Consider the following 18,249-nt stretch of genomic DNA (forward strand, 5'->3'; position numbering starts at 1 on the left):
ATGTTTACCATCACCCTTGCCCATTATCTGGTTGTTGCCGCTGTGCTGTTCACCCTTGGGGTGTTTGGCATTTTCCTCAATCGAAAGAACGTCATCATCATTTTGATGTCTGTGGAATTGATGCTTTTGGCGGTCAATATTAATCTGGTGGCATTTTCTGCCAATCTTGGTGATTTGGTGGGACAGGTCTTTGCCATGTTCATCTTGACGGTGGCGGCTGCAGAAGCAGCCATCGGTCTTGCCATCATTGTCGTTTACTTCCGCAACCGTGGTTCCATCGCGGTTGAGGACATCAACAGGCTTAAGGGGTAAGCGCGCGCATGTATTCGGCCATTGTCTTTTTGCCACTTGTTGGCGCGTTAATCGCTGGCCTGTTTGGCCGCCTGATTGGTGACGGGCCAGCGCGCCTGATCACCACCGGCGCATTGCTGCTGTCGGGCGTGTTTGCTGTGATTGCATTTGTCCAGGTGGGCATCGGCGGCCAACCCCGTGATATCGAAGTGCTGCGTTGGATCACTTCCGGCACGTTTGAAGTTAGCTGGGCGTTGCGGTTTGATACGCTGTCATCGTTGATGTGTGTGGTGGTCACTGTGGTTTCGGGCATGGTCCACGTTTATTCCTTTGGCTACATGGCCCACGACAAATCCATCGCGCGGTTCTTCAGCTATTTGTCGCTGTTTACCTTCTTTATGTTGATGCTGGTGACGTCCAATAACTTCGTCCAGATGTTCTTTGGTTGGGAAGGCGTTGGCCTTGCATCCTATCTGTTGATCGGGTTCTGGTATGACAAGCCCAGTGCCAATGCCGCCGCGATTAAGGCCTTTTTGGTCAACCGCGTTGGTGATTTTGGCTTTGCCCTTGGCATATTCGGGGTGTTTATGGTGTTCAATGCGGTGTCATTCGATACCGTGTTCCAATCCGTTCCGGCCATGGCCAGCAAGACCTTTGTATTTTTGGGCATGGAAGCGAACATCATCACGACCCTTTGTTTGTTGTTGTTTATCGGTGCCATGGGTAAATCGGCCCAGTTGGGGCTGCACACGTGGCTGCCCGATGCCATGGAAGGCCCAACGCCAGTGTCGGCCCTGATCCATGCGGCAACCATGGTTACCGCCGGGGTGTTCATGGTGTGCCGGTTGTCGCCGATGTTTGAATATTCTGAAACAGCGTTGGCGGTGGTTACCATTGTTGGTGCAACAACGGCGATCTTTGCGGCATCTGTTGGTCTGGTGCAAAACGATATCAAACGCGTGATTGCCTATTCCACCTGTTCACAGTTGGGCTACATGTTCTTCGCAGCCGGTGTTTCAGCGTATTCGGCAGCCATGTTCCACCTCACAACCCATGCCTTTTTCAAGGCCTTGTTGTTCTTGGGCGCGGGCTCTGTGATCCACGCCATGTCTGATGAACAGGACATGCGTAAGATGGGCGGCATCTGGCGGCAAATTCCGCTGACTTATGGGTTGATGTGGATTGGGTCGCTGGCATTGGCCGGGGTGCCCTTCTTTGCGGGCTATTATTCCAAAGACCTGATTATCGAATCAGCCTTTGCCGCGGGCACCATGGCAGGACAATATGCGTTCTGGATGGGGGTCCTTGCAGCGGCATTGACGGCATTTTATTCATGGCGTTTGCTGTTCATGACCTTCCACGGAACATCACGGGCCGATGAAAAGGTTTTGGCCCATGTTCATGAATCACCTTATTCCATGACTGGTCCGATGATTGTGTTGGCCATCGGTGCGGTGTTTTCGGGCGCGGTCCTTTCGGGCTTGCTGACCGGAGAAGGACAAGCCGCATTCTGGGGTGCATCCCTGTTTGTGGCGAAATCCCACACTGCACTGGCCGATGCCCATCACGTGGCGCTTTGGGTCAAGGTGTTGCCCATAGCCGTTGCCTTTACGGGCATTCTGGTGGCCTGGGTCTTTTATATTCGCAATCCTGAATTGCCCAAACGTCTAGCGGCAACCTTTCAGGGAACGTATTTATTCTTGCTCAATAAATGGTATTTCGACGAATTGTACGATCGCATCTTCGTCAATCCGGCAAAACGCATTGGCCGCAGCCTGTGGCTGGGTGGTGACGGATCGTTGATTGATGGGGTGGGGCCAGATGGTCTTGCCCGGGCAACGCTTTCATTGGCCAAACGGGCATCCAGGTTGCAATCTGGCTATGTTTATCACTATGCCTTTGCCATGTTGATTGGCATTGCGGCTCTTGTGACACTCTTCCTGTTTAAGGGAGGCGCATCATGAGCAATTGGCCGCTTCTTTCTCTGACCACGTTTGTACCGTTGATCGGTGCTGCATTTATTTTCCTGATCCGGGGCGATGAAGCCGTTGTTGCGCGCAATGCCCGCAACGTTGCGCTCTGGACATCGCTGATCACCATGGTGTTGGCGGTGATGGTTTGGGCACAGTTCGATCCAAAATCAGCAGCCTTCCAGTTGGAAGAGCATGCGGACTGGCTGCCGGCATTCAACATTTCCTATCATTTGGGGGTTGATGGCATATCTGTGTTCTTTGTCGTGTTGTCGGCATTCCTGACACCGATTTGTGTGTTGGCCAGCTGGAAAGCAATCACGGTCCGGGTGAAAGAATACATGATGGCATTTTTGGTGCTGGAAACCCTGATGATCGGGATGTTTTCGGCGCTGGATCTGGTGCTGTTCTATATCTTCTTCGAAGGTGTTTTGATCCCGATGTTCTTGATCATCGGCATCTGGGGTGGGGAACGCCGGGTGTATTCGGCCTTTAAATTCTTCCTCTATACCCTGACGGGTTCTGTGCTGATGTTGGTGGCGATCATGGCGATTTACTTTACCGCCGGTACCATGGATATCCCGACCCTGATGAAAACAGTTTTCCCCCGTGATATGCAGCTTTGGCTGTGGCTGGCGTTCTTTGCATCCTTTGCCGTGAAAGTACCCATGTGGCCAGTTCATACCTGGCTGCCGGACGCCCATGTGGAGGCACCAACGGCGGGCTCGGTTATTCTGGCGGGCGTGTTGTTGAAAATGGGGGGCTATGGCTTCTTGCGCTTTTCGCTGCCCATGATGCCGTTGGCATCTGAATACTTTACCCCGCTGATTTTCACCTTGTCGGTGATTGCAATTATTTACACATCTCTGGTGGCATTGGCCCAGGAAGACATGAAGAAGCTGATCGCTTATTCATCGGTGGCCCATATGGGCTTTGTGACCCTTGGCATTTTCACCTTCAACGTCCAGGGCGTCGAAGGCGCGATCTTCCAGATGCTCAGCCACGGCATTGTCTCCGCTGCGCTGTTCCTGTGTGTGGGTGTGGTTTATGACCGCATGCATTCAAGGCGCATTGATACCTATGGCGGGTTGGTGCATCGCATGCCGCTTTATGCGGTTGTGTTCATGGTGTTCATGCTGGCCAGTGTTGGCCTGCCGGGGACATCGGGGTTTGTTGGTGAAATTCTTGTGCTGGTTGGCGTTTTTCAGGTCAGTTCCTGGGTGGCGGCATTGGCGTCCACCGGGGTTATCTTGGGCGCGGCCTACATGCTGTGGCTGTATCGCCGGGTGATCTTTGGCGAACTGACCAAAGACAACCTGAAAAATATTCTTGATCTTGATCGCAGGGAATTGGCGATCTTTATACCGCTGGTTCTGGTGGTTCTGTGGATGGGTATTTATCCATCTTCCTTCCTTGATGTGATCCATGTCTCGGCACAGAATTTGACAGATAATTATGCCGCCGCCCTGAAGGCAGCGGCTACTGGCGGCAAAGCGATGCTAACGGGGGTAACGCCATGACCACTTGGTCTTTCACGGAAATGGTTGCCGCGTTGCCAGAAATTTTTGTGGCGATCTCAGCCATTTCTTTATTGATGATCGGTGTGTTCCGGGGCAATGGTTCCACGCGCTTGATCGGCTGGTTTGCTGTGGTGGTCTCTGTTGTGGCCATTGCCGTCGTGGCGGGCACCGCATCGGGGCCTGAAAGTGCCTTTAATGGTTTGTTTGTCGCTGATTCATTCGCGCGCTTTACCAAGGTTCTTATTCTTGTTGGCACGGGCCTGACGTTGATGTTATCGCTGGCCTATGTCGAAAAAGAAGACATGAACCGGTTTGAATATCCGGTGCTGATCCTGTTTGCGACCCTTGGCATGATGATGATGGTCTCAGCCAATGATTTGATCGCGCTGTATATCGGGTTGGAATTACAATCTTTGGCGCTGTATGTGATGGCGGCCTTTCGCCGTGATTCATTGCGTTCCACCGAAGCGGGTCTGAAATATTTTGTATTGGGCGCATTGTCTTCGGGCATGTTGCTCTATGGCGCGTCACTGGTTTACGGGTTTGCCGGGACCACGGCATTTGACGGTATTGCAAAAGCAGTGACCACACACCCGGGCACAGGCGTTCTGGTTGGGCTGATCTTTATCCTGTGTGGGCTGGCTTTCAAAATTTCCGCGGTGCCCTTTCATATGTGGACACCGGATGTTTACGAAGGCGCGCCTACATCGGTTACCGCATTCTTTGCTGTCGGGCCAAAAATTGCCGCAATGGCCCTGTTTATTCGCGTGTTAATGGATGCGTTTGGTCCCATGGTTGTCTATTGGCAACAGGTGATCATTCTGATCGCCATCCTGTCTATGGTGTTGGGTGCCTTTGCGGCCATCAACCAGCGCAACATAAAGCGCCTGATGGCCTATTCATCGATTTCCAATGTTGGTTACATGCTGGTTGGGGTTGCTTCGGGAACAGAAACCGGAATCCGTGGTGTGTTGATTTATCTGGCAATTTATCTGGCCATGACCGTTGGCACCTTTGCCTGCATTCTTTCTATGCGCGTTCGTGGGGCCATGGTTGAAAGCATTGATGATCTGGCCGGGTTATCGCGGTCGCGCCCGCTGATGGCGCTGGCATTGGCGGCATTCATGTTTTCAATGGCGGGCATTCCACCGCTGGCCGGGTTCTTTGGAAAACTCTATGTCTTCTTTGCAGCCGTTGAGGTTGGCCTGTACGGGTTGGCCGTTGTTGGCATCCTGACCTCGGTTGTTGCGGCCTTTTATTATCTGCGCATTGTCAAAATCATGTATTTCGATGAACCGGCCGAAGCCCTTGATCGCAGCCCTGGGCGCGAAGTTGGTCTGGTTCTAGCGGGCACGGGCATCTTTACAGGGTTTTTCTTCCTGCTTCCGGCACCGTTTCTGGAAGCCGCAGGGTACGCTGCCAAGTCATTGTTCCCGGGCTGACCCGCAGTTTCGGCGGCACCGCCATGAAGAACCTTTCGCACCTTCCCAATTTTTTTAAGCCCATTCATCACCCAGAGCTTGCCAGCACCAATGATGAGGCTAAAGCCATGGCAAATGCCGGGGCCGAAGCCGGCATTCTGGTTGTGGCCGATCGCCAAACCGCAGGGCGCGGACGGCGCGGGCGTCAATGGGACAGCCCTGTGGGCAATCTTTATATCTCCATCATCTTGAAGCCAACGGGCGGCGTGAAGGCAGCCGCAGCCATTGGCTGTGCTGCTTCTTTGGCGGTTTCTGATGCCCTTGGGGCCTATCTTGGTCCAGACAAGGTTGCGCATGTGAAATGGCCCAACGATGTTCTGGTATCAAAGGCAAAGATTTCGGGCCTGTTGATCGAAGCAACGGATGACCCAGCAACACTGGTTTTGGGGGTTGGTATCAATCTGATCTGTCATCCAGACGATACACCGTACCCGGCAACGTCGCTTTTGGCAGAGACAGGCCAAACCGTTTCACCAGAATCCTTTTTGGGAGGGTTTGCAGATGCATTTCTTGCGCGCTACAAAAGCTGGCAGGATTGTGGGTTTGCACCTTTGCGGGTTGATTGGTTGGCCCGGGCCACCGGGATTGGCGAACCAATCACCGTTCGATTGGAAAACCAGCAATTTGATGGTTTATGCAAGGATTTAGACAAAGAAGGCGCACTTATCCTTGACCTGGGTGGCGGGGTAGTCAAAAAGTTCACGGCGGGGGATGTTTTCTTCCCCCCCAATGTTTGAAAGGCCTTTGGGCAATGTTGTTGGCAATTGATTGCGGAAACACGAACACGGTGATGGGCCTGTATGATGGCGCGGCACCGACGGGCAAGTTTTGCCATATTTTTCGCATGGAAACCGATGCTGGCCTGATACTGGATGATTATCAAACGCGGCTCACCCATGAGATGCGGGATGCCGGATTGGATGCCGGGTCAATCACAGGCGTGGTCATGGCATCCGTGGTTCCCGGTGCAGAACCGGGTCTCAAATCGTTTGCCCGGGCCGTATCAGGCGTTGAACCGGTGGTGATCGGCAGTGCAGGGGTTGAACTTGGCATCAAGGTTGAAATTGATAACCCATCAGAAGTGGGTGCAGACCGATTGGTGAATGCGGTTGCGGCCCATGTCATCTATGGTGCCGGTCATTCGGGGCCATTGATTGTGTTGGATTTTGGCACAGCAACGACTTTTGATGTGGTGACGAGTGATGGCAATTATGCAGGCGGCATTATTGCCCCGGGCATCAACCTTGCGGTTAAGGCCTTGGGTGACGGTGCTGCATTGTTGCCGAAAATTGAAGTGGTAAAGCCGGACCGGGTGATTGGGACGGGGACAGTTTCTGCCATGCAGTCTGGAATTTATTGGGGGTATATGGGTTTGATTGAAGGAATCGTTACACGCATCAGGGCATCTTATGGGCAAGGCGTGCCCTTCAAGGTGATCGCCACCGGGGGCCTTGCGCCGTTGTTTGCAGATGGCACCGATGTCATCGATGTGACAGACCCTGATCTGACGCTCCATGGCCTTGTTCTGCTTCATCAGATGAACGGGGCTGCTTCATGAACAGTGAAAACCTTGTTATAGAGGCCGCCCGCGACGGATTGGTCTATCTTCCCATTGGCGGTGCCGGTGAAATTGGCATGAATTTCTATCTCTATGGCTGTCAGGGAAAATGGATCGCTGTTGAATGCGGCATTACGTTTGGCAATGAAACGACGCCGGGCATTGATGTCATGATGGCGGACCCGGCCTTTCTTGAAACGGTGAAAGACGATCTGTTGGGCATTGTTTTGACCCATGCCCATGAAGATCACCAAGGTGCCACGGCCCATCTTTGGCCCCGGCTTGAATGTCCCGTTTACGCGACGGCCTTTACGTGTGGTTTGGTGCGCACAAAAATTGCCGAAGCTGGCCTTGAAAGCCAAGTGCCGCTCAAAGAAATGGCCTTAAAATCATCCATTGAACTGGGGCCGTTTAAAATCAGCCTGATTACGGTGACCCATTCGATTTTGGAACCCAATGCCCTGTCGATCGAGACCCCGTTTGGGACCTTGATCCATACCGGTGACTGGAAACTGGACCCCGATCCATTGATTGGCGACGTGGCCGATGAAACAACCTTTCGCAAATTGGGGGACAAGGGCGTTCTTGCCATGGTTTGCGATTCAACCAATGTTTTTGTCGAAGGCGATTCCGGCTCCGAAGGTCAGGTTAGAGAGGCTCTGGTCGATGTTATCGGGCAATATAAAGATAAAGGCCGGGTTGCGGTCGCGTGTTTTGCATCCAACATGGCGCGGGTTGAATCTATTTCTCATGCGGCGCGGGCCAATGGCCGTGATGTTGCCCTTGTGGGGCGCTCGCTTTGGAAATACACGGAAATTGCCCGCGATTGTGGCTACATCGCCGATGTGCCACCATTTTTGACAGAACATGATGCCGGATTTTTGCCGCCATCCAAGGTTCTGTTGATTTGCACTGGCTCTCAGGGGGAACGGGGGTCTGCGCTGGCTCGCATTTCTGAAGGCGATCATCCGGTCGTGCTCGAACCCGGCGACACCGTTCTTTTTTCTTCGCGCAATATCCCCGGCAATGAACGGGGCATTTATGCCATGCAGAACCGGCTGGCCCGGATGGGAGCAGAGATTGTGACGTCTCGGAATGCGCCGATCCATGTTTCTGGCCATCCCGCCCGAGACGAGCTGGCAAAATTATATGAATGGGTGCGCCCTGAAATAAGCGTTCCCATGCATGGGGAGTCGCGCCACCTGATGGAACATGCAGGCTTGGCGCGCGAACTGGGCGTTAAACAATCTTTCGTGGTGTCCAACGGCAATGCGCTGAAATTGGCGCCGGGGAATGCAGAAATTGTTGGCCAGGTCCCAACGGGGCGTCTGGGTATTGATGGCAATCGTTTGGTTGTGGTCGATGAGGACGTGTTCCGGGAACGCCGCCGCATGACCTTTGGGGGCATGGCATTTGTTACCGTGGCGTTGGACCACAAAGACCGGCTTGTCAGCGCGCCTTCGATCACGCTACGCGGTTTGGGCACCCAAAAAGAAGAATCCAATACCGCCGATGACATGGCTTTCGAAATTGAACAGGCACTGGAGAAGTTGGGCAAGAAACCGGGTAAAAAATCAAGTCGGAAACGGGTTGATCATAGGGACGATGCCATTGCCGAACAGGTTCGTCGTGCAGCCCGGCGCGCCATCAAACGCAATCTTGGTAAAAAGCCGGGCATTGAGGTTCACATTTTTCGCCTATAATAAGACAACGGATAACGGATGGGAGTGCCTCCATGAACTGGTTTACGGGTATCATGGTTTACGTGATCGTGTGGTGGATGGTGTTGTTTACAACACTGCCCTTTGGCAATCGGGCGTCGGATAATCCGGAACTGGGCCATGCCGACAGTGCGCCTGAAAAACCCAGAATGTGGATTAAAGCAGCCGTTACCACGGGGATCGCCACAGTGGTCTGGGGGGTAATTTATTGGGTGATTGACTCAAACCTTATCTCGCTTCGCTAAGCGGGTTATGGGATTGTCATGAGCTATTGTGAAACCTCTAATGGTCATCCCATTCACGGCCCCCATCATGACGATGAATATGGTCGCCCTGTTTCAAAAGATGCTGTTTTGTTCGAACGGATGGCATTGGAAATCAATCAAGCAGGCCTTTCATGGCTTTTGATTTTAAAAAAACGCGAAGCCCTTTTTGATGCCTTCGAAGGGTTTGATTTGGCCCGGGTTGCTGCGTATGGGAACCTGGATATTTCCAGGCTTATGGGGAATGCGGGCATTATTCGCAATCGTCGAAAGATCGACGCGGTGATTGAAAATGCCCGTCGCCTGTGTGTGATTAAGGAAACCCATGGGGGATTCAAACCCTGGCTTGATGCCCATCACCCTTTGACATTGCCTGAATGGGTGAAATTGATGCGCAAGACATTTGTTTTTATGGGGCCAGAAGTGGTCAATGAATTCATGATGAGCACGGGCTATCTTCCCGGTGCCCATGATGCAGACTGCCCAATTGCAAAAACCATTGCGAAACTTTCCCCGCCATGGATGTGCGCGGCACCCGAAGGCGGCTGGTAATCGGTTAGGGGGTCTTGGCGCTGATGCCGGTTTTGTAGGTCACGACCCGGTTTCGGCCCTTGGCTTTTGCGACATACATGGCACGGTCGGCATGACGGAGAATATTTCCAACATTTTTTTGGCGCCGTGTCGGTGCATACAGACCAATGGAAACGGTCACTTTTTTACTGATTTTGGAATTTCGTTTTTGAAATTTGTGGTTCGCGATGTTTTCGCGGATGCGTTCGGCAATTTTTTGGCCTTCTTCCTTGCCGCATTCGACCAAGGTTACGACCAGTTCTTCGCCACCATAACGCCCGACAAAATCTGGCCCGCGAATGGACCCCTGGATGACCTTGACGGCGGACATTAAAACAGTGTCCCCGAAAGCATGGCCCTGGGTGTCATTGATATTTTTAAAATGGTCAAAATCAATGAACAAAACCGTGATGGGCCGATCGTAACGGTGGAACCGTTGCATCTCATTGTCCAACAAACTCAGGAAGGCCGCCCGGTTATAAACACCTGTCAGTGTATCGTGGCGGGAGGCTTCTTTTAATTTGGCTTCTGCTGCCTGCACTTGGTTCAAAAGGGTTCGTGAGGTGGAAAGGGATTCAAAATGATAAGTGTCAATGCCAAGCGATGCATCAAACATCAAAACCTTGTCCATGGTGGCAACAAGGCGTGGGAGGTTCATTTTGGGATGTTCTGCCATTTCAATGGCGAGATGTTTGGTGATGATGGCAGACAAATTGCCATAGGCCCCAAGGTACCATTTTTGATCAAGGCCAATTTTTTCATGGATGATCCCGACTTTAAGACGACTGTCGATATAGGCGGTGCTGTGAATATCCCCGCCCAGGGTCAATAGATAGTCGGTCAGGGTTTTCAGTAAGCGCCGCGTCATGCCCTTGGGTGCTAGAAACCGATGGGCAATGGGAAAGCGCTTCAGGTGCTGATAAAAATCACCAACGATTTCATCAATGACCGGGTCAATGATCTGGTGCAGTTCATTGATGTCTTTCTGAAATTGGCGTCCATCCAAACCGAAATAATCAACGCGGCTCGCAATTTCTTTTTTGGTCAGGCCAAAATGCGCACAAAGCGTTTTTTCAGGCCGGGCTGATTTTGTGCCTGATTTTGCCCTGGATTTCACAGGTGCCCGTTTCTTTGGTGATTTTCTTTTTTCAACCATTAACCATATCCTCGACGAAATTTGGCTTTCCGCCTGGTCGTCGTGGTTACAAACAGACTTTATCTTTAACCATGAATTCCTAATAATTCCCAAAGAGTTATGATTCTTTTAACTGAGCCAAGACCAACATGGGGGATGAACGCAAAACGCACCCAAACGACTTTTTACATGGGCTTGGTCATAACGGTTATGACGATTGTCGCATTTATGTTGCTCTCTATCGGGGCACCCATGTCCCGGGGAGCGACAATCACCGTTACCGCATCTGATTGTTCCGGGTTGGTGGCTCACAAGCCTAATGTTGGTGTCAATTATGTCCCCGGCGTTGATGTTGATGGCAAAGCGGTGGTGTCCGCAGACCTTAACAGTGGACCACCCATAAATTTGCCAAAAATGGTCAAAATTCCCATTACGGTAGATCTGGCATCCCGTTTTGGGCTTCCGTCTGAATATCTCTCTGACAATATGAATGTTGGCAACGCCAAGGTTCAGGTTAAGGATGGTCGAGCCATGTTTAATGGTCGCCCATTATCTTCCGATGCGACCCATGCCCTGGCGCGGGCCTGTCAGCGGGTTATGGGAAAAAACCGCTAGTCTTTCATTTTATTGCAGTTTTGGGGGCCATTGCCTAAAGTCGGTGCGCCCGTAGCACAATGCGCGGGCAGTGTTGAGGAGCCCCGACAAAAATTATGCGTCTTTCAAAATATTTTATGCCCACCCTAAAAGAAAACCCCAAGGAAGCAGAGATTGTTTCCCATCGTCTGATGTTGCGTGCCGGTATGGTGCGCCAGTCTTCAGCGGGGATATATTCATGGCTGCCCCTGGGGCAAAGGGTTCTGGAAAAGGTCAGCCAAATTGTTCGCGAAGAACAGGACCGTGCCGGTGCTCAGGAAATGCTGATGCCAACCATCCAGCCCGCAGAAATTTGGCAACGGTCCGGGCGATATGATGATTACGGCCCGGAAATGTTGCGCATCACCGATCGTCACGATCGTGAATTGTTGTTTGGTCCAACCAACGAAGAAATGATCACCGAGATTTTTGCCGGCTCCTTGCGCAGTTACAAAGACCTGCCGAAGCTTTTGTATCATATCCAGTGGAAATTCCGCGATGAAGTGCGCCCGCGTTTCGGGGTCATGCGGGGCCGCGAATTTTTGATGAAGGATTGTTATTCGTTCGATCTGGATTATGACAGTGCGGTGCGTTCCTATCGCCAGATGTTCGTATCCTATCTTCGGACGTTTGCGCGTATGGGATTAAAGGCCATTCCCATGGAGGCCGATACCGGCCCGATCGGTGGTGATCTCAGCCATGAATTTATTGTTTTGGCCGATACAGGCGAAAGCGAGGTCTATTGCGATTCTGACGTTCTGGATGTGGATGTTTTGGAAACCGATATTGATTACGGCGATGATGATGCACTGGGTGCGGTGATTGATCGTTTCACGGCCCTTTATGCCCGAACAGAAGAAAAACATGATGGGGAAGTGTTTGAAAAAGACGTGCCAGAAAAACGTCGCTACCACGGCCGGGGCATTGAGGTCGGCCAGGTGTTTTATTTCGGGACCAAATATTCTATCCCAATGGGGGCCGAAGTCGTTGGCCCAGATGGCAAAAATATTCCCGTCGAAATGGGCTCCTATGGCATTGGTGTTTCGCGTCTGGTGGGTGCAATCATCGAGGCCAACCATGATGAAAATGGCATCTTATGGCCCGATGCGGTGGCACCCTTTCAGGTTCACTTGATCAACCTTCGTGCGGGCGACGCCCAATGCGATACGGCGTGTGACGGGGTTTATGAAAGCCTTGGCAAAGCCGGGGTAGAGGTTTTGTACGATGATCGCGATGGCCGGCCCGGGGTGAAATTTGCCGATGCGGATTTAATCGGCCTGCCTTGGCGGCTGGTGATTGGGCCCAGAGGATTGAAAGAAGACCGGGTCGAAGTAAAGCGTCGCGATGGCACCGTGGATGAAGAAACATCCCTTGAAAATGCTGTGGCACGGTTGATTGACGCCATTTCCACGAAAAAGGGCGGCTGAGGATCATCATGGCTTTCGCGCCCTTTGAACGATTGCTGGCCCTTCGATACCTTCGGGCCCGACGCCGAGAGGGATTTATTTCCGTGATCGTTGGGTTTTCCCTTGCCGGTATTTCGCTGGGCGTTGCGACCTTGATTATCGTCATGGCGGTCATGAACGGGTTTCGTCAGGAATTGCTAACCAGAATTCTGGGCGTTGGCGGGCATTTGACCGTCCATGCGTCATCGTCACTTCAAGGGGGCGATGATGCGGTGGTGGCCAGAATTAAAAAAATCCAGGGCGTCAAGGCAGCGGTGCCATTGTTATCGGGCCAAGCCATGGCAACGCACCGCCGGCGCGCAGCCGGTGTGGTTGTTCAGGGCATGCGTCCCTCTGATCTTGCATTACGGCCCATCATTGCGGGCAACCTGAAGGCCGGTAAAATGTCTGATTTCAAAGGCCGCGATACGGTCTTGGTGGGGTCCAGATTTGCATCACGATTTGGGTTGTTGGTCGGTGATAAAATCACCTTGGTTGCGCCCAGTGGCAACGTCACCGCATTTGGCACCATGCCACGGATGAAAGCATATCGTGTGGTCGGCATGTTTGAAGTGGGCATGTATGAATATGATTCCAATTTTGTCTATATGCCGTTGGCGGCTGCACAAATATTTTTCAGACGTGTCGGCCGGGCATCAAACATCGAAGTGATGGTTGATAATCCAGATCAGGTTGGCGCGTTTCGGGCAAAGATCAAAAATGCCCTTGGTCCCAATATCCGCATCAGGGATTGGCAACAGAGCAATGCCAGTTTCTTCACTGCCATTCAGGTTGAACGCAATGTCATGTTTTTGATCCTGACCCTGATCATTCTGGTGGCGGCCTTTAATGTGATTTCCGGGATGATTATGTTGGTCAAGGACAAGGGCCGCGACATCGCAATCTTGCGCACCATGGGTGCCAGCCGGGGGGCGATTATGCGGGTCTTCTTTATGACCGGCGCATCGGTGGGCGTGGTTGGCACCGCCATCGGCTTTGGTCTTGGCCTTGCCTTTGCAAAGAACATCGAAACCATCCGGGGCTGGATCGAAGGGCTTAGCGGCACAGAATTATTTTCGGCAGAAATATACTTTCTATCGCGTCTGCCCGCCAAAATAGATTCGTCCGAAGTAATCGCCGTGGTCTTGATGTCCTTGGCGCTGTCCTTCCTTGCCACGTTGTATCCGGCATGGCGGGCGGCAAAGCTCGATCCGGTGGAGGCATTACGATATGAGTGATGCAGCCCTGAAGCTTTCTGGCATCAAGCGTGGATTCCGTGAAGGGGATGCGCGTTTGGAAGTGTTGACCGGTGTTGATCTGGAAATTCAACCCGGCGAAATTATCGCGCTGACGGGGGTGTCAGGTTCCGGAAAATCAACCTTGCTGCACATTGCCGGTCTTTTGGAAAAAGCCGATTCCGGTGAGATCAGCTTGGCAGGTGTTGATGTCACAACACTTTCCGAGGCCGCGCGCACACAGTTGCGGGCGCGCCACCTTGGGTTTGTTTATCAATTTCACCATTTGTTGCCGGAATTTTCCGCAGAAGAAAACATCATGTTGCCGGGCATGATTGCGGGGAAAGCCCGTGCAGATGCTTTGGCCCGTGCGCGTGAATTGCTGGGCCTCGTTGGTCTTGAAGCGCGCGCACTGCACCGGCCCTCGGAACTTTCAGGCGGCGAACAACAGCGCGTGGCTATTGCCCGGGCACTGACCAATGCGCCTTCGTTGCTTTTGGCCGATGAACCGACCGGAAACCTTGATCCGGGCACGGCCCAACAAGTCTTTGATCTGTTGTTAACGGTGGTGAAGGGAACCGGGCGTGCAGCTTTGATTGCCACCCATAATACAGAGCTGGCCGCACGCATGGACCGCACCATTGCCATTGAAGACGGCAAACTGATCGAAACCTGATCAGCCCCGGATTGTTTGCTTATCCACAAGATTATGTGTCTTATCCCCAATTTATCCCCAGATTTGGTTGCCAGTGGGGGTGGGATGTGGATTAATCCATGCTTGGCACCCGGTTAAGGCTGTTTGGAAGCATCACACATCATGGCACATGCGGATTTTGTTCATCTTCGGGTTCATTCCGCCTATTCCCTGTTGGAAGGCGCTGTCCGGATTCCTGAATTGTCTGCGTATTGCACAACCCATGCAATGCCTGCGGTGGCCATCACCGATACCCGAAACCTGTTTGGGGCCCTCGAATTTTCATCTGCCATGATCAAGGCAGGGGTGCAGCCCATTGTTGGCTGTGAATTCTGCGTTTCCAGGGATGAACCTGAAACCGGCCCAGTTGCTGGAAACGTGGGAGGTGGGCTTCAGCCAGAGCCCGACAAACTGGTGCTTTTGGTTCAAAATGAAACCGGTTACGGGAATCTTTTGAATATTGTCAGCCGTTCTCATCTGGAAACAGAAGCAGGCCTTACCCCGCAGCTGCCCCTTTCGGCTTTGGTTGGTAAAACCGATGGGTTGATCGCCTTAACCGCAGGCCCCGAAGGTGCGGTTGGCCGGGCCTTGTTGGAAAACAGGCCGCCTGAGGCCGAGGCTGCCCTGAAACAATTGATGGGTCTGTTTCCAGACCGGCTTTATATCGAAATCATGCGCCATGCCATGGGGGATGAAGAAAAGATCGAAACAGTAATGATCGATCTTGCGTACCGGTTTGATCTGCCCCTTGTTGCCACCAATGAAGCCTTCTTCATTGAGGAAGAGATGTATGAAGCCCACGATGCCCTTCTTGCCATTGCCGAAGGGGCGCAGGTTGCAGATGATAACCGACGGCGTCTGACGCCAAACCACCGGCTGCGCACGCCTGCGGAAATGAAGACGCTGTTCAGTGATCTTCCCGAAGCCATCGAGAACACCTTGGTGATCGCCAAGCGGTGTGCCTATGCATCGCCTGAGCGCGATCCTATTTTGCCACCGTTCCCCATGGAAAGTGGAAAGTCAGAAAAAGAAGAACTTCGCGCTCAGGCCAGTGCGGGATTGAAGGTTCGTCTTGAACCAATGCTGGTCGAAGCCGCCGACGATGAAGCGCGCAAGCTTTTGGTTCGCCCTTACGAAGAACGCCTTGATTATGAACTGGGCGTTATCGAAGAAATGGGGTTCCCGGGGTACTTCCTGATTGTTTCAGACTTTATCCGTTGGGCCAAAGACCAGGGAATTCCAGTGGGGCCGGGGCGTGGTTCGGGGGCTGGTTCTGTGGTGGCATGGTCGCTTTCGATTACCGATCTTGATCCTCTGCAGTTTGGATTGCTGTTTGAACGGTTTTTGAATCCCGAACGTATTTCCATGCCTGATTTCGACATCGATTTTTGTCAGGACCGCCGCGATGAAGTTATTCGTTATGTGCAGGATAAATACGGTTCCGATCATGTGGCCCAGATCATCACTTTCGGAAAGCTTCAATCGCGCATTGTGTTGCGTGATGTGGGGCGGGTTTTAGGCATGGCCTATGGGCAGGTCGATCGCATTTGTAAACTGGTCCCCAATAATCCGGCCAGCCCGGTAACGCTGGCTGAGGCCATCAAGGGGGAACCTTTGTTACAGCAGATGCGCGCCGAAGATGAAACGGTGGCACGTCTAATGGATATCGCCCTTCATCTGGAAGGCCTTTACCGGCATGCATCAACCCATGCGGCGGGCGTGGTTATTGCCGCGCGCCCGTTAAGTGAACTGGCACCGCTTTATCGTGATCCCCGTTCTGACATGCCGGTAACACAGTTTTCCATGAAATACGCCGAAGCCGCAGGCTTGGTGAAGTTCGATTTTCTGGGCCTTAAAACCCTGACCGTTTTGTCCCGGGCCCAGGCTTTGGTCAAAGAGGTGGAAGGCGTGGACATCGATATTGCCACCCTGCCACTCGATGATGCGGGCAGTTATGAAATGATGGCAAGCGGGGACACAACGGGTGTGTTCCAGCTTGAAAGTTCTGGCATGCGCGATGTTCTGCGCAACCTGCAGCCTGATTGCTTTGAAGACATCATCGCCTTGGTGGCCTTGTATCGACCGGGACCGATGGACAATATCCCGACCTATATTGCGTGTAAGCATGGCCGTGAAAAACCAGACTACCTGCATCCGTGCCTTGAAGGCATTTTGAAAGAAACCTTCGGCATCATGATTTATCAGGAACAGGTCATGCAGGTTGCCCAGGAACTGTCGGGCTATTCCTTGGGCGGTGCAGACATTTTGCGCCGTGCCATGGGTAAGAAAATTAAATCAGAAATGGATGAACAGCGCCGCCATTTTGTCGATGGTGCGGTTGCCAAGGCTGTCAATAAAAAGACGGCCGAACATATTTTCGAACAGGTCGATAAGTTTGCTGGTTATGGTTTTAACAAATCCCACGCGGCGGCCTATGCCCTGATTGCCTATCAGACAGCATGGTTCAAGGCCAATTATCCGGTAGAATTTTTTGCAGCCTCCATGACCTTGGATATGGGCAATACGGACAAGCTGAACATCTTCCGTTCAGAACTTGACCGTTTGGGAATCAGTTTATTGCCCCCTGATGTTAATGGGTCTGGTGATGTGTTTACGGTTGATGCGGTCGATGGCAAAAAGGTCATCCGTTACGCGCTGGCAGCGGTCAAAGGCGTGGGCCAACAAGCGATGAGCCTTTTGGTTTCAGAGCGCAAAGAAAATGGTCCGTTTAAAGACCTGCTCGATTTTTCAGGCCGGTGTGATTTGAAAGTGGTGAACAAACGCCAATTGGAAAACCTGGCCAAGGCCGGGGCATTTGATCAACTCAATGCCAACCGGGCACAGGTCAAGGCCAATGTTGAGGTCATGACCCAGCGGGCCCATGCATTGGCCAATGAACGGGCAAGCGGGCAGGGCAGTCTGTTCGGTGGTAAAGGGGCTGGAACGGATACGGAAATTACGTTTGTTGAGACACCCGCCTGGCCTGAAATGGATCGTCTTCAGAATGAATTTGAAGCCATCGGCTTTTATCTGTCTGCGCATCCTTTGGATTCCTATGGGCCCAGGCTGGAACGACTCCATGTGGTGTCCGCCGCGCAATTGCCAGATAAGGTATCACCCGGTAAAGATGCCCGCATCAAAATGGCGGGGACGGTTATTTCTAAAAAGGAACGCACCTCTGCCCGGGGCAACCGGTTTGCCTTTATTCAGATGTCTGATCCATCGGATATGTTTGAAATTACGGTGTTTTCAGAAGTTCTTTCCCATGCCCGTGACCTTCTTGAAGGCGGTGGAAATATCCTGATTTCTGCTGAAGCAAAGCGTGAAGGGGATGGCATTCGCCTGCTGGCAATGGGAATTGAATCTCTGGATGTGGCCGTGGCCAACAGCGCGCCGGGATTGCGGGTTGCTATTTCTGATGTGGGGGCCTTGGAACCGGTTAAGAAAATGATCGCAGATGCGCCGCCCGGAAAGGGCGAAGTTAGCCTGATTTTGGGGCTTTCCCCGGGCCATGAGGTCGAAATTGAGGTTAAAGGCCGTTATGCCATCCCACCCACTGCCATCCATGATTTGAAGGCTGTGGCGGGAATTACCGAAATTCGTGAAATTTAATCCAGATTTCCCAGTTTTCTCCTTTAATTCCCTTGCAAAACGGTCCTTTGGGCGGTATCTAGACGCCGTTCAAATTCACACGTGGGGTTTGGTTGGTTCCGGTCGAGCCACCCGTCCGGTG

Annotated in this window: 15 protein-coding genes; 14 read left to right on the plus strand and 1 reads right to left on the minus strand. The window is 52.4% G+C overall.

What is annotated here, in order from left to right:
* From nuoK to HOJ08_08580, 9 genes are read left to right on the plus strand one after another with little or no spacing between them, the layout of a single operon-like run.
* Positions 1–312, plus strand: a complete 312-nt coding sequence (gene nuoK / locus HOJ08_08540; GenBank protein ID MBT5673479.1) for an NADH-quinone oxidoreductase subunit NuoK — start codon at positions 1–3, stop codon at positions 310–312.
* 8 nt (positions 313–320) lie between these two features.
* Positions 321–2,255 (plus strand): NADH-quinone oxidoreductase subunit L, encoded by a 1,935-nt coding sequence (gene nuoL, locus HOJ08_08545; protein ID MBT5673480.1) that lies wholly within the window; start codon positions 321–323, stop codon positions 2,253–2,255.
* On the plus strand, positions 2,252–3,781 hold the full coding sequence (locus tag HOJ08_08550; GenBank protein ID MBT5673481.1) for an NADH-quinone oxidoreductase subunit M: 1,530 nt from the start codon (positions 2,252–2,254) through the stop codon (positions 3,779–3,781). The genes nuoL and HOJ08_08550 overlap by 4 nt, the downstream gene beginning before the upstream one ends.
* Entirely contained in the window at positions 3,778–5,223 is a 1,446-nt protein-coding gene (gene nuoN / locus HOJ08_08555) for an NADH-quinone oxidoreductase subunit NuoN (protein MBT5673482.1), read from the plus strand. The genes HOJ08_08550 and nuoN overlap by 4 nt, the downstream gene beginning before the upstream one ends.
* Positions 5,224–5,246: 23 nt before the next feature.
* Entirely contained in the window at positions 5,247–5,999 is a 753-nt protein-coding gene (locus tag HOJ08_08560) for a biotin--[acetyl-CoA-carboxylase] ligase (protein ID MBT5673483.1), read from the plus strand.
* A 14-nt stretch (positions 6,000–6,013) separates the two neighbouring features.
* A complete protein-coding gene (locus HOJ08_08565) occupies positions 6,014–6,820 on the plus strand; it encodes a type III pantothenate kinase (protein MBT5673484.1) in 807 nt (268 codons plus the stop codon).
* Complete coding sequence (locus HOJ08_08570; GenBank protein MBT5673485.1) at positions 6,817–8,523, plus strand: ribonuclease J; 1,707 nt, start codon at positions 6,817–6,819, stop codon at positions 8,521–8,523. Before HOJ08_08565 ends, HOJ08_08570 begins: the two co-directional genes overlap by 4 nt.
* A 32-nt stretch (positions 8,524–8,555) precedes the next feature.
* Positions 8,556–8,786 (plus strand): DUF1467 family protein, encoded by a 231-nt coding sequence (locus HOJ08_08575; protein MBT5673486.1) that lies wholly within the window; start codon positions 8,556–8,558, stop codon positions 8,784–8,786.
* 18 nt (positions 8,787–8,804) lie between these two features.
* Complete coding sequence (locus HOJ08_08580) at positions 8,805–9,356, plus strand: DNA-3-methyladenine glycosylase I (protein MBT5673487.1); 552 nt, start codon at positions 8,805–8,807, stop codon at positions 9,354–9,356.
* A 4-nt stretch (positions 9,357–9,360) separates the two neighbouring features.
* On the opposite strand, the gene HOJ08_08585 is transcribed toward HOJ08_08580, so the two are convergent.
* Positions 9,361–10,530, minus strand: coding sequence for a diguanylate cyclase (locus HOJ08_08585; protein ID MBT5673488.1), 1,170 nt, complete (start codon positions 10,528–10,530; stop codon positions 9,361–9,363).
* Positions 10,531–10,665: 135 nt separating this feature from the next.
* On the opposite strand from HOJ08_08585, the gene HOJ08_08590 reads away from it, so the two are divergent.
* The 5 genes from HOJ08_08590 (at position 10,666) to dnaE (ending at position 18,128) form a co-directional block, all read left to right on the plus strand.
* The gene (locus HOJ08_08590) at positions 10,666–11,124 is read left to right on the plus strand and encodes a hypothetical protein (GenBank protein ID MBT5673489.1); all 459 of its coding nucleotides are present in this window, start codon (positions 10,666–10,668) and stop codon (positions 11,122–11,124) included.
* 95 nt (positions 11,125–11,219) lie between these two features.
* Positions 11,220–12,569: a proline--tRNA ligase gene (locus tag HOJ08_08595; protein ID MBT5673490.1), complete on the plus strand. Its 1,350-nt coding sequence runs from the start codon at positions 11,220–11,222 to the stop codon at positions 12,567–12,569.
* 8 nt (positions 12,570–12,577) lie between these two features.
* Positions 12,578–13,825 (plus strand): lipoprotein-releasing ABC transporter permease subunit, encoded by a 1,248-nt coding sequence (locus HOJ08_08600; protein MBT5673491.1) that lies wholly within the window; start codon positions 12,578–12,580, stop codon positions 13,823–13,825.
* On the plus strand, positions 13,818–14,498 hold the full coding sequence (locus tag HOJ08_08605) for an ABC transporter ATP-binding protein (GenBank protein ID MBT5673492.1): 681 nt from the start codon (positions 13,818–13,820) through the stop codon (positions 14,496–14,498). Before HOJ08_08600 ends, HOJ08_08605 begins: the two co-directional genes overlap by 8 nt.
* A 138-nt stretch (positions 14,499–14,636) precedes the next feature.
* Positions 14,637–18,128 carry a DNA polymerase III subunit alpha gene (gene dnaE / locus HOJ08_08610; GenBank protein MBT5673493.1) on the plus strand — a complete coding sequence of 1,164 codons (3,492 nt, stop codon included), beginning with the start codon at positions 14,637–14,639 and terminating at the stop codon, positions 18,126–18,128.
* Positions 18,129–18,249: the final 121 nt, after the last annotated feature.

It is taken from the genome of Rhodospirillales bacterium (genome assembly GCA_018666775.1).
Classification (GTDB): Bacteria; Pseudomonadota; Alphaproteobacteria; order SMXQ01; family SMXQ01; genus JABIXC01.

Coding starts and splice junctions, on each gene's coding strand:
- HOJ08_08565 (MBT5673484.1), top strand. CDS start 6,014: ATGTTGTTGGCAATTGATTGCGGAAACACGAACACGGTGATGGGCCTG.
- nuoK (MBT5673479.1), top strand. CDS start 1: ATGTTTACCATCACCCTTGCCCATTATCTGGTTGTTGCCGCTGTGCTG.
- HOJ08_08575 (MBT5673486.1), top strand. CDS start 8,556: ATGAACTGGTTTACGGGTATCATGGTTTACGTGATCGTGTGGTGGATG.
- HOJ08_08595 (MBT5673490.1), top strand. CDS start 11,220: ATGCGTCTTTCAAAATATTTTATGCCCACCCTAAAAGAAAACCCCAAG.
- HOJ08_08600 (MBT5673491.1), top strand. CDS start 12,578: ATGGCTTTCGCGCCCTTTGAACGATTGCTGGCCCTTCGATACCTTCGG.
- HOJ08_08580 (MBT5673487.1), top strand. CDS start 8,805: ATGAGCTATTGTGAAACCTCTAATGGTCATCCCATTCACGGCCCCCAT.
- nuoL (MBT5673480.1), top strand. CDS start 321: ATGTATTCGGCCATTGTCTTTTTGCCACTTGTTGGCGCGTTAATCGCT.
- HOJ08_08570 (MBT5673485.1), top strand. CDS start 6,817: ATGAACAGTGAAAACCTTGTTATAGAGGCCGCCCGCGACGGATTGGTC.
- HOJ08_08560 (MBT5673483.1), top strand. CDS start 5,247: ATGAAGAACCTTTCGCACCTTCCCAATTTTTTTAAGCCCATTCATCAC.
- nuoN (MBT5673482.1), top strand. CDS start 3,778: ATGACCACTTGGTCTTTCACGGAAATGGTTGCCGCGTTGCCAGAAATT.
- HOJ08_08590 (MBT5673489.1), top strand. CDS start 10,666: ATGAACGCAAAACGCACCCAAACGACTTTTTACATGGGCTTGGTCATA.
- HOJ08_08585 (MBT5673488.1), bottom strand. CDS start 10,530: ATGGTTGAAAAAAGAAAATCACCAAAGAAACGGGCACCTGTGAAATCC.
- HOJ08_08550 (MBT5673481.1), top strand. CDS start 2,252: ATGAGCAATTGGCCGCTTCTTTCTCTGACCACGTTTGTACCGTTGATC.
- HOJ08_08605 (MBT5673492.1), top strand. CDS start 13,818: ATGAGTGATGCAGCCCTGAAGCTTTCTGGCATCAAGCGTGGATTCCGT.